Genomic DNA, 11,325 nt, shown 5'->3' with positions numbered 1-11,325 from the left:
ATCACATTCCCAAACGGAGTGAGCGTAGCGGAGCCACGAAGTGGATCCATTACCGAACGAGTGCCGGGAACGAAAGCCTGCTTGCATTGCCGAGCGAGTGCCGGGAACGAAAGACTACTTGTATACCTTCCATTTGTCAGTAAACTGTAAGTTTATGCAAATTTATGTATGTGCTTTCAAGAAACCCCTCGGTTCAGCTTGAAGAACCTAGCCTATTCTTTTATGATGTGGTACGTTTTCGAAAAATAGTTGTCCAAGGGGTTTTTATTTCATGAGGATTTCAATGAAGCAGTTGAATCGTACCTATGGTTCTCTGCATGCAGTACATGATATTTCTCTCAACATACCGTCCAATACAATCTATGGGATTATAGGAAAAAGTGGTGCGGGAAAATCTACCTTGGTACGTCTGATAAGCCTCTTGGAACGACCCGATAGCGGTGAGATCTATTATGATGATAAACGCGTCGATAATCTTCCCAAGGATGAATTAATTGCACAACGGCGGAAGATTGGGATGATCTTCCAGAATTTTAACCTGTTCTCCTCAAGAAATGCCGCAGAGAATATTGCTTATCCCATGGAGATTGCTGGAGTTCATAAGGAAGCCATTAATACCCGTGTTGAAGAATTACTTGAAGTGGTTGGACTAGCTGGAAGAGGAAAGGCCCCCATCAGTACCCTCTCAGGAGGTCAGATGCAACGGGTCGCAATAGCTAGAGCTTTAGCTAACCATCCCGATGTTCTGTTTTGTGACGAAGCTACCAGTGCATTGGATCCCCAAACTACGAGATCTATTCTCACTTTGCTTAGCGACCTACAAAAGAAAATGAACCTTTCTGTGGTTATGATTACTCACCAGATGGAAGTTGTTAGGGATGCTTGCGAACATGTGGCGGTGCTGGAAAATGGAAGTGTTGTCGAAGAGGGCAAAGTATTGGATGTATTTGCTGCTCCAGCTTCGGCCACAACCAAGGATTTCTTAGCTAATCTTGCACCTTTGGTTGAGCCTGATGAGGTCAAGCGTGACGATATGGTCCGTTGGTCCGATGAAGGAGGCCGTTTCACCTTGCGTTTCAGGGGAGATTCGACAGGAGAACCTGTCCTCAGCAGGATTCAGAAGACATACGATGTCGAATTCAATATCCGAGCTGGAGGTGTACAACGCGTATCTGGTGAAGATGTGGGAACCTTGATTTGTGATATTATCGGAGAATCAGATGAAGTTGACAAAGCGGTTGCTGCTCTTCAGCTGTCGGGAATATTGGTAGAAGAGGAGGGTCAGTAACCATGGACATGTTGTTCTCGTTAGTCTGGAATGCAACAGTTGAGACCCTCGCAATGGTATTTGCATCAACCTTATTTTCCCTTGTGTTGGGATTGCCGTTAGGGATTCTCCTCTGCATTACTGGTCCTGAGGCTCAGGGAGGAATCATTCCAAAACCAGTTTTAAACAATGTTCTGGGAAGAATCGTAAATGTCTTACGTTCTTTTCCGTTTATTATTCTCATGATCTTGTTATTTCCTTTATCGAGGATCATCGTAGGCACAAGCATTGGAACCACAGCCACAATCGTTCCGCTTTCGATAGCGGCTGCGCCGTTTGTAGCCCGAATCATAGAAACAGCGGTCAAGGAGGTGGATCCGGGGGTCATTCAGGCCGCCCGCGCAATGGGATCCACAACTATGCAAATCATAAAAAAGGTGTTGATACCTGAGGCTATGCCGTCATTGGTATCGGGAATCACCTTAACCATCATTAATCTGATTGGCTATTCAGCGATGGCCGGTGCGATTGGTGGTGGTGGATTGGGAGACCTTGCCATTCGCTATGGGTATCAGCGGTTCCGCCCAGATGTCATGTTGGTATCAGTCATCGTGATTCTGGTATTGGTCGAGGTTGTCCAAGTTGTCGGAAATAAAATTAGTGCCCGCATGATGGCGAAACGTTGAGAATTACGTATATTCCATCTACTAGATACAAATCAAAGGGAGATTTTAGTATGAAAAAAATTGCTGCAATTGTTTTGGTTTCATTGATTGTGGTTTCATCCATCTTTGCCGCCGGATCCAAGGAGAGTGTGAATACCTTGACCGTAGGCGCGACACCAGAACCACATGCTGTGTTCTTGAACCTTATCGTTGATGACCTCGCTGCCGAAGGTATTACCCTCAAGGTAGTTGAGTTTACCGATTATGTCACACCAAACAAAGCACTCGAAGATGGGCAGATAGATGCAAACTTCTTCCAGCATATCCCATACCTTGAGTCCTTTAATGAAGAGCAGGGTTATCATCTGGTTAATGCCGGCGGAATTCATATCGAACCGATTGCACTCTACTCACGCAAACATTCGAGTCTCAACGCTATCGGTCAGGATGCGACTATCGCTATCCCTAACGACCCTACCAACGGTGGACGGGCTTTGTTGCTTTTACAGAGTGCAGGTCTGATTACCTTGAAGGATGGTGCTGGAATCACTGCTACTGTGTTCGATGTGGTCGATAATCCAAAAGCTATCAAATTCCATGAGATAGAAGCCGCTTCCCTTCCCCGTGTATTGGATGATGTTGATGCTGCTGTAATCAATGGAAACTATGCTATTCCTGCCGGACTGAAGGCTAATCAGGATGGTCTTGCCGTTGAAGGCGCAGACTCCCCATACGTGAATGTCGTTGCAGTTAAGCAGGGAAGTGAAAACGATCCTGCCATCGCTGCTTTGGTGAAAGCCTTGCAGAGCAAAGAAATCAAGGACTACGTTGCCGAAAACTATCCTAACGGCGAAGTTGTGGTGGTTTTCTAGTTACTTGGGGTTACACCCACATCCACCTAGCGTTATGATGTTGATAGGAGAAAAGTCATGTCTATCGTGTACATAACCCTAATCGGCATCATCGCTATGGTGGTAGTGTCATTGATTACATTATTCAGTGTTCGAATAGGGTTGGAGCGGATGAGGATGAGAATGTCCGAATCGCTCCAATCTTCGCATAGAGAGTCGGTGGGGACGCTTACGGATATCGCGTCTCTTACTCAAAGACAACTGGAAAGTGTTAGTGTACGGACACAGGAGTTGGGAGATAAAACGGAACGGCAATTGCTTGCCATGCGAGAATCAATCGATGCCAAACTGGAGTTGATCCGTTCAGACAATGAACGAAAGTTGGAGCAGATGCGGATTACCGTCGATGAAAAGTTACATGAAACATTGGAACGCCGACTTGGAGAATCCTTCAAGTTGGTAAGTGAACAACTTTCAGTAGTCAATAAAAGTCTAGGTGAAATGCAGACACTTGCTGATGGTGTTGGAGATCTCAAGAGGGTACTTTCAAATGTAAAGTCCCGAGGTATGCTAGGAGAATTTCAACTCCATGCGATATTGCAAGATGTACTGTCACCAAACCAATATGCTATGAATGTCGCAACTAAAAAGGGGAGTTCGGATCGCGTAGAATTTGCAATCAGACTTCCTGGTCAACAGTCTGACAGGGGAAATGATGGAAGAGGTGTTTGGCTTCCGATCGATGCAAAGTTTCCAAAAGAGGATTATGAGCGGCTAGCTGGGTGTCAACAAAATGGAGATATCGAAGGGGTTGAGGTTGCAAGGAAAGCTCTTAGACAACGTCTTCGCTCTGAAGCGAAGGATATCTCTACCAAGTATTTGGATCCACCGGAGACAACCGACTTCGCTATCTTGTTCCTTCCTATGGAGGGTCTCTACGCCGAAGTACTGAATACAGAGGGGTTGGTCGACGAGTTACAGCGTAACCATCGCATCGTTGTTGCTGGGCCAACTACACTTACGGCATTGCTCAATAGTTTGCAGATGGGATTCAAGACATTGGCGATACAGAAACGATCGAGTGAAGTATGGCAGATCCTTGGCATAGTTAAGACAGAATTTTCGCGTTTCGGCGAATTGTTGGAAAAGACGAAGAAGCGTCTTGATTTAGCTTCGGGAGATCTTGATCTGGCATATCGCAGGACTGAAAGGATTCAAAGAAAACTAATATCGGTGGAGTCCGTTCCCTCCACTGGACAGGAAGAAACAGAGGAGTTGATGCAATGAAACTTACAGGAAGAAGTTTTCTCACACTGAAGGATTTCACTTCTGATGAGATAGGGTATCTCTTGGATCTCTCGGACAAGTTGAAGGCAAAAAAACTATCAGGTAACCGCGACTTGCTATTGGAGGGGAAGAATATCGTATTGCTATTCGATAAACCTTCCACACGAACTCGATGTGCATTCGAAGTAGCGGCATTTGATGAAGGTGCCCATGTGACTTTTTTGACAAATAGCCAGATGGGAAAGAAAGAGTCCATTGAAGATACGGCCAGAGTTCTCGGCCGATATTATGATGGGATGCAATATCGAGGAAGTAGTCAGGCTTTAGTAGAAGATTTAGCCAAATACTCTGGTATTCCCGTTTGGAATGGTCTTACCGATGACGACCACCCTACACAGGTTTTAGCGGATTTTATGACTGCTCGTGAGCATCTTAAGAAACCGTTGCACTCGATGAAATTCGTGTATGTTGGGGATGGAAGGAATAACATGGCCAATGCTTTGATGATCGGTGCAGCGAAAGTGGGAATGGACTATGTGATAGCAACACCGCAAGAGTTGAACCCTTCGAGATCCTTGATCGACTCACTAGCCGATGACTGCAAGAGGACCAAAGCTACCATATCCGTGGAGAGTGATCCTTTTAAGGCCGTCCAAGGTGCCGATATCATTTATACCGATGTGTGGGTCTCCATGGGAGAGGAAGACAAGATGTCCAGTAGGATAGCTCTATTACAGCCATACCGGGTTACTATGGAATTGATGAAAGCCGCCGGTAATCCCAATGTTCTGTTCGAGCACTGTCTACCGGCATTCCATGATCTTGAGACCAGTATTGGAAAAGATGTCTTCGATAAATTCGGACTAAAGGAGATGGAGGTCTCAGATGAGGTTTTCCACAGTCCATATTCGGTTGTTTTCGATGAAGCCGAGAATCGTATGCACACGATCAAAGCAGTGATGGTCGCAACAATGAGTGATAAACTCCAATAAGATTCAATATGTTACTCCCGGGAATCTTGGATAATGAGAGCTTGGTAGAAATCTATCGCCTTTCCAAGATTCTCTAGGGAGAACCGTTCATCTACATTATGCATCCGTTGCAGTTCGGACGCATTCATTATCGCAGGTGTGAAGCGATAGACATGGTCACAGATAGCTTCATAGTATAGAGCATCGGATCCCCCGGTCATGAGATAAGGAGTGGGAACCGCAGCAAAAACCTGTCTAATAGTTTTTTCGAGAATCTCGAAACCTTCTCCATCAATGCGGGAAACACGTGAGCGGATCGAATCATCAATCACCGATATTTCGATCGTATCATCAGCAACTGTTCTTTTGACCCTTTCCACAATCTTTTCTGTAGATTCCCCTGGAAGTGTACGGATATTCGCAACTGCAGAGGCTGAATTCGCAATAATATTTGTTGCGGAACTTCCTTTTACCATAGTAATGGCAAGAGTCGTGCGCACCAGTGCATTCATTGAAGGAATATGGTTGCATAGCATAACTATCAAAGGTTTGAAGAGCCATGGATTCAATAAGGGAATGGCAAGATGAAAAGGAGCTTGCTCTCCAAGAGTTCTAAAGAGCATTTTTACCGGAGAGCTGAATTGAACTCTGTTCCTTTTTGTTTCCAAACGCCAGATTGCCCTAGCCAAGGTTCCCACGGCAGTTGGATTCTGTGGACTGGAAGAGTGTCCTCCCTCTTTCGTGCAACGTAACTTGAGATTGAGATTTCCTTTTTCCGCAATACCTATCACGGCGATAGGTATGTCGATACCTGGAACAAATCCTTTTGTAACTACGCCACCTTCATCCAGAACGTAGGAGAAGCGAATTTCTTTGCTAATAAAATATTTGACGATAGAACGGGCTCCTTTGGATCCCCTTGTCTCTTCATCCCAGCCAAATGCAATATACCAAGTACGAGAAGGACGGAAATCGTCTGTGAGCAATTGCTCAATAGCCTCAAGTATTGCTATCAATTGTCCTTTGGCATCAAAACTACCTCTTCCCCAGACATACCCCTCCGCAACGGTTTTTTCAAATGGAGGATACGTCCATTCCTTTTCTTGAGCTGGAACCACATCTTGATGGGCCATAAGGAGTGCAGGAGGCCTCTCTGGAGATGTTCCCTTCCAACAGAAAACAAGATTCTTGGTATCTCCAACATCGATTCTCTCCAGCTTATTATGGATTTGAGGAAATGTATGTTCGAGATAACGATGAAATGAGAAGAACGAATTGTTCGTTTCTTGGTTGTCGTGTCCTTCAGGTTGAGCGACTGTCTGGAAGGATACCGCTTCTGCGAGATGTTCAGCGACCGTAAGAAGATTAATTCCTTCTTGGGTGGTATTGAGTCTTAGCCTAGGTCTCTTGGAAAGTCTTACCTTGACTACTAAGGTTCTTACGATGGCAAAGAGCAGGAGCGACACGATGATTGTGGCTGCAAATATGATAGTTGACTGCATGTGCTTCCCGCCTTTCTTGTTTTGGATAGTGTGTTTTACAAAATCATGGTATAGTGTAACATAAGAACCAATGAACAGAGTAGCAGGAATGATAGCATGCCAAAGAAAATCGATCATGAGGAACGGAAAGAGAAAATTCTGCAGACAGCATTGAAGGTCTTTGCGAGAGAGGGGTATCGGGACTCTAACCTCTCTTTGATAGCAACCGAATGTGGAATATCTCGACCGACAATTTACCAGTATTTCAAAGATAAGGAACAAATCTACTACTATGCTGTGAAGTTGGTGACTGGTAGGATGTTCACGAAATATGCGGATTATGCATGGACAACCACCGATGGGATAATTGTCCGTATCCTTACAATCTGTAACGATATTATCGATATTTCCACCCAACATAGGGGAGAACTTACTTCTCTAATGGATGTTATGTTGCAGTTGAAGAAAGAGGGGACTGATTTCTCCGATATTATTCTCAGGCGTACTGCCAAGCTACATATTCTCTTCAAGCGGTTGTTGCGATTAGGAATATCCATGGGAGAAGTTGTCCAATGTGATGTCAATCGGATAACTCAACACCTAGTTATTCTCTTGGAATCCTTTTGTTTCCAATTGGCTTTCCTCGATTCATTCGATGTCAATGGTTCGAAGGAGTTGGTGAATAACTATCTTGAGCTGATACGGCCGCAAGCAGACCAACGCTTCATCCGCTGACCCTTCGATATAGTCAAAAAATTTGCCCTTGCATCAATCTCTCAGTATATTACACATGGATGTACCTGTAATTCCAAGAGGTAATATATGAACATTGATAAGATGACAATCAAACTACGAGAGGCCTTACAGGCGGCCGACTCGTTGGCACACGCATACAAGAATCCGACGATTGGCCCTGAACATCTATTCCTTGCGCTACTACAGCAACGGGATGGACTACTCGTACCCCTATTCGATCGCTTGGGGGTCTCTCCTTCCATGCTAGAACAGGAAACTACGAGTATGGTGGAGCGTTTGCCAAAAGCATACGGTGATACCGCACAGAGCTCCCTTTCTCCGAAACTGGCTGAGATTTTCTATGCTGCAGAACGTGAAGCGGCAAACTTCAAGGATGAATACATCAGTGCCGAACATTTGCTACTTGCACTTTTGGTTGAGGATACACCCATCTCAACCATGCTCAGGGAACGTGGTGTCTCAAAGGATGGTATTTTGAAAGCCCTCCAACTGGTACGTGGTAACAACCGGATAACTGATGAGAATCCAGAGGATCGTTATCAATCATTAGAAAAATATTGTAAGGATATGACTGCTCTCGCAAGACAACAGAAACTTGATCCGGTGATTGGACGAGATGAAGAGATACGACGTGTCATGCAAGTTCTATCGAGAAGAACGAAAAACAACCCTGTTTTGATTGGTGAACCTGGTGTAGGAAAGACTGCTATTGTGGAAGGTCTGGCTCAGAGAATTGTCTCTCGCGATGTCCCTGAATCACTCTCATCAAAGCGCTTATTGGCATTGGATCTTGGAGCTCTAATCGCAGGGGCAAAATTCAGGGGCGAGTTCGAGGAGCGATTGAAAGCAGTCATCAATGAAGTTGTCGGCTCGCAAGGTGAAATTATTCTCTTCATTGACGAATTGCATACTTTAGTGGGAGCTGGAGCAGCAGAGGGATCTACCGATGCTTCAAATCTATTGAAACCGGCCTTGGCTCGTGGTGAATTACGTGCGGTTGGGGCAACGACATTGGACGAGTACAGAAAGCATATCGAGAGTGATAAAGCCCTGGAAAGGAGGTTTCAGCCTGTATACACTAAAGAACCTAGCGTTGAGGATACCGTTGCGATTCTACGTGGTCTGAAGGAAAGATATGAGGTCCACCATGGAGTACGGATTAAGGATGAGGCGTTGGTTGCTGCAGCGATCTTGTCAGATCGCTACATTACTGCTCGCTTCTTACCTGATAAAGCAATCGATCTAGTTGATGAGGCGGCAAGCCAGTTGAAGATGGAGATAGAGAGTCAGCCTGTGGAATTGGATCAAATCGAGAGGAAAATCTTGCAGCTGAACATTGAAGCCCAAGCTCTTGGACGAGAAACCGACAAGAAATCGATCCAACGTTTGGGGAAGATCCAATCCGAATTGGCTGACTTGCAGAGCTTGAAAGATAGTCTACAAATGCAATGGACGAATGAAAAGGAGGCTATTGCCAGTATCCGAGACAATAAAGCGAAGTTGGAGCGATTGAAACAGGAAGAGATCCAGAGTGAGAGAGATGGTAATCTAGCCCGGGCAGCCCAGATCAAACATGGGCTAATTCCCGAGTTGCTTAAGCAGATTGAAAGCCAAAGTGAGTCGTTGGACAAGGTACAGCAAGGGAAACGGATACTCCGGGAAGAAGTTTCGGACGAGGATATCGCAAGAATTGTTTCCAATTGGACAGGCATTCCAGTCACGAAGATGCTCTCTTCGGAGATGGAAAAGTACGTGAATCTGGAAAAGATTCTCGGAGAGCGAGTTATTGGCCAAGAAGAGGCGATCCGTGCAGTAAGTGATGCCATTCGGCGGAACAAGACTGGTATTGGTGATGAAAGGAGGCCTTTGGGGACCTTCTTGTTTGCCGGTCCTACAGGTGTAGGAAAAACAGAATTGGCAAAGGTTTTGGCCTCATTTCTCTTCGATGATGAGAAAGCTCTGACGAGAATCGATATGAGTGAATATATGGAGAAGTTCTCGGTAAGTCGATTGATTGGTGCCCCTCCAGGATATGTGGGCTATGACCAAGGCGGACAATTGACTGAGGTGGTACGTCGTAGGCCATATTCGGTAATCCTTTTTGATGAAATCGAAAAAGCTCATCCCGATGTTTTCAATATTCTCCTTCAGGTTCTTGATGATGGTCGTTTGACCGATGGTCAAGGACGAATCGTTGATTTTACGAATACCATTGTAATCATGACGAGCAATCTTGGCAGTGAGCTGTTGCTTTCTGCTAAGACATTCGAAGAGGCAAGGCATGCGGTCGAAAGTGTTGTCTCAAAGGCATTCAAGCCTGAATTTATCAATCGTATAGATGAAATTATCGTTTTCCATCGTTTGGAGAAGAGTCATATTAGGAAGATTGTTGGCCTGCAATTGGATATCCTTGCAAAACGATTGGCGAGACGTAATCTCACCATTACCTATGACGATACTGTTTTGGATGCAATAGCCACAATCGGTTATAACCCGGATTTCGGTGCGCGTCCACTCAAGAGAAGTATCCAATCCCTTGTGGAGAATCCGATGGCAAAAATGATCATGTCCGGGGAGTTCCTTGAAGGTGATACTATTACACTGACGGTCGGAGATGAAGGTGGTATAGATTTAGTCAATCCCAAGAAGAAATAGCAAGTAGCCGTTCATAGGATTCTGGAGTATCGATGTCGGTGATCCATGCCGGGTCATCGGTATCGAGCCTTCTTACATTCCTTGAAGCTAGGAACTCTCTCATGGAATAGGATGGGGGGAGTTTGAGAATTTCTTCACGGAGTGTATTTGCACACAGGACAGGGTGTCCAGGTATGTCCCCACAGAAGGGTCTTACAGCCTCGTAGCCCTCAAGATAGGGAGCCAGCTGTCGATAATGTTCCGATGTGATAAGTGGAGAATCCCCCATCGCGATGGTGAAGCTCTCATCCGTCTGAATTTCCGCAACCCCTGAAAGTGTAGAGGAAAATTGTCCAAGTTCCGGTGAAGGATTTCTAATAATGCGTAGGCGATCGGAACCAAGCTTCCTATAGGGTGCGAGAAGTGGAAGGATCTGTTGTTCGTGATATCCGATGATAATAAGGACTTGTCGTGAGCTTTCCAAGGCAGCTTCGAGTGAGTATCGTATGATGGATTTCCCTTTGTAGGGAAGGATGAGTTTTGGTCCTCCCATCCGGGAAGCTTTTCCAGCAGCCAATAGAACGGTAATCAAAAGGTTCTTCCTCCATTAATAGCCTACCATGATTGCAAAAAGTATGCCATTGTGATTATACTCGCATGCATGATTGCCACCTATATCAATAGTCTCTCAGTAATAATTGGCTCACTTCTTGGGTTGCTTATCGGTTCTCGACTGAAAGAACAATTCAAAGAGGTTGTTTTCACCTCCGCAGGTTTGGTTACCATTGTAATTGGAATCCAGATGGCCTTACAGACTAAAAGCTACCTCGTGCTTCTCTTCTCAATCGTCGTGGGAGGACTTCTCGGTTATCTGATCGGGATAGAAGATGCGATTCTCCGACTGGGAGACTGGATGGAAAAGAAGACCTCCAGAAAAGAGTTGGCGTCCCCTAATGGTCACACGTCAGCGGGTTCTTTGTTTGCACATGGATTCTTAAATTCCTCTGTACTATTTTGTTCTGGGGCAATGGCTGTGGTTGGATCTATTGCTGCAGGAACCCAGAATGATTATACATTGATCCTGATAAAATCTGTGATGGACGGAGCAATGGCAATCATTTTTGCTGCAGCCTATGGTCCTGGTGTTATAGGTTCTGCTGCCGTAATCTTGGTGTATCAAGGATTCTTTACTTTAGCTGGGAGTTGGCTCTCTCCATTAATGGGGGAGGCTGGGTTGGCTGAGCTTTCCGCTGCCGGTGGAGTCCTCCTGATTATGATAGCGTTCGGTCTTATCCATGTACGGCAATTCAAGACAGGAAATTTTATTCCAGCACTGTTGGTGGCACCATTCTTCAGTCGTCTCGGGACTTGGTTTGCCTCCTTCCTTCCTTGGTTGAACTGAAAAGATGACCC

The 11,325-nt window shown here is 45.3% G+C and carries 10 protein-coding genes; 8 read left to right on the top strand and 2 right to left on the bottom strand.

Translation table 11 applies throughout. The annotated features are described in order from the left end of the window. Positions 1-271: 271 nt before the first annotated feature. From ACODJP_RS04295 to argF, 5 genes are read left to right on the top strand one after another with little or no spacing between them, the layout of a single operon-like run. Complete coding sequence (locus tag ACODJP_RS04295) at positions 272-1,288, top strand: methionine ABC transporter ATP-binding protein (protein ID WP_422478817.1); 1,017 nt, start codon at positions 272-274, stop codon at positions 1,286-1,288. 2 nt (positions 1,289-1,290) lie between these two features. Further along, positions 1,291-1,953 (top strand): methionine ABC transporter permease, encoded by a 663-nt coding sequence (locus tag ACODJP_RS04290; protein WP_422478815.1) that lies wholly within the window; start codon positions 1,291-1,293, stop codon positions 1,951-1,953. Between the two features lie 50 nt (positions 1,954-2,003). After that, on the top strand, positions 2,004-2,804 hold the full coding sequence (locus tag ACODJP_RS04285) for a MetQ/NlpA family ABC transporter substrate-binding protein (protein WP_422478813.1): 801 nt from the start codon (positions 2,004-2,006) through the stop codon (positions 2,802-2,804). A gap of 57 nt (positions 2,805-2,861) precedes the next feature. Beyond that, complete coding sequence (locus ACODJP_RS04280; protein WP_422478811.1) at positions 2,862-4,070, top strand: DNA recombination protein RmuC; 1,209 nt, start codon at positions 2,862-2,864, stop codon at positions 4,068-4,070. After that, the gene (argF, locus tag ACODJP_RS04275; protein ID WP_422478809.1) at positions 4,067-5,062 is read left to right on the top strand and encodes an ornithine carbamoyltransferase; all 996 of its coding nucleotides are present in this window, start codon (positions 4,067-4,069) and stop codon (positions 5,060-5,062) included. The genes ACODJP_RS04280 and argF overlap by 4 nt, the downstream gene beginning before the upstream one ends. Positions 5,063-5,073: 11 nt before the next feature. Here argF and ACODJP_RS04270 read toward each other — a convergent pair whose 3' ends face one another. After that, positions 5,074-6,543 (bottom strand): M20/M25/M40 family metallo-hydrolase, encoded by a 1,470-nt coding sequence (locus ACODJP_RS04270; RefSeq protein ID WP_422478807.1) that lies wholly within the window; start codon positions 6,541-6,543, stop codon positions 5,074-5,076. 96 nt (positions 6,544-6,639) lie between these two features. Between ACODJP_RS04270 and ACODJP_RS04265 the strand changes: the two genes are divergently transcribed. Both ACODJP_RS04265 and clpB read left to right on the top strand, forming a co-directional pair. Further along, positions 6,640-7,257, top strand: a complete 618-nt coding sequence (locus tag ACODJP_RS04265) for a TetR/AcrR family transcriptional regulator (RefSeq protein WP_422478805.1) — start codon at positions 6,640-6,642, stop codon at positions 7,255-7,257. An 87-nt stretch (positions 7,258-7,344) separates the two neighbouring features. After that, positions 7,345-9,933: an ATP-dependent chaperone ClpB gene (gene clpB, locus ACODJP_RS04260; protein ID WP_422478803.1), complete on the top strand. Its 2,589-nt coding sequence runs from the start codon at positions 7,345-7,347 to the stop codon at positions 9,931-9,933. On the opposite strand, the gene ACODJP_RS04255 is transcribed toward clpB, so the two are convergent. Continuing rightward, entirely contained in the window at positions 9,914-10,504 is a 591-nt protein-coding gene (locus ACODJP_RS04255; RefSeq protein ID WP_422478801.1) for a nucleotidyltransferase family protein, read from the bottom strand. The genes clpB and ACODJP_RS04255 overlap by 20 nt on opposite strands. Positions 10,505-10,573: 69 nt before the next feature. Between ACODJP_RS04255 and ACODJP_RS04250 the strand changes: the two genes are divergently transcribed. Next, on the top strand, positions 10,574-11,314 hold the full coding sequence (locus ACODJP_RS04250) for a DUF554 domain-containing protein (RefSeq protein WP_422478799.1): 741 nt from the start codon (positions 10,574-10,576) through the stop codon (positions 11,312-11,314). Positions 11,315-11,325: the final 11 nt, after the last annotated feature.

The organism is Pleomorphochaeta sp. DL1XJH-081, assembly GCF_049310885.1.
Lineage (GTDB): Bacteria > Spirochaetota > Spirochaetia > Sphaerochaetales > Sphaerochaetaceae > CAYZJV01.
Note: the sequence above shows the minus strand (reverse complement) of the source record. Positions and strands in the feature narration are given on the sequence as shown.

Coding starts and splice junctions, on each gene's coding strand:
- ACODJP_RS04295 (WP_422478817.1), top strand. CDS start 272: ATGAGGATTTCAATGAAGCAGTTGAATCGTACCTATGGTTCTCTGCAT.
- ACODJP_RS04290 (WP_422478815.1), top strand. CDS start 1,291: ATGGACATGTTGTTCTCGTTAGTCTGGAATGCAACAGTTGAGACCCTC.
- ACODJP_RS04285 (WP_422478813.1), top strand. CDS start 2,004: ATGAAAAAAATTGCTGCAATTGTTTTGGTTTCATTGATTGTGGTTTCA.
- ACODJP_RS04280 (WP_422478811.1), top strand. CDS start 2,862: ATGTCTATCGTGTACATAACCCTAATCGGCATCATCGCTATGGTGGTA.
- argF (WP_422478809.1), top strand. CDS start 4,067: ATGAAACTTACAGGAAGAAGTTTTCTCACACTGAAGGATTTCACTTCT.
- ACODJP_RS04270 (WP_422478807.1), bottom strand. CDS start 6,543: ATGCAGTCAACTATCATATTTGCAGCCACAATCATCGTGTCGCTCCTG.
- ACODJP_RS04265 (WP_422478805.1), top strand. CDS start 6,640: ATGCCAAAGAAAATCGATCATGAGGAACGGAAAGAGAAAATTCTGCAG.
- clpB (WP_422478803.1), top strand. CDS start 7,345: ATGAACATTGATAAGATGACAATCAAACTACGAGAGGCCTTACAGGCG.
- ACODJP_RS04250 (WP_422478799.1), top strand. CDS start 10,574: ATGATTGCCACCTATATCAATAGTCTCTCAGTAATAATTGGCTCACTT.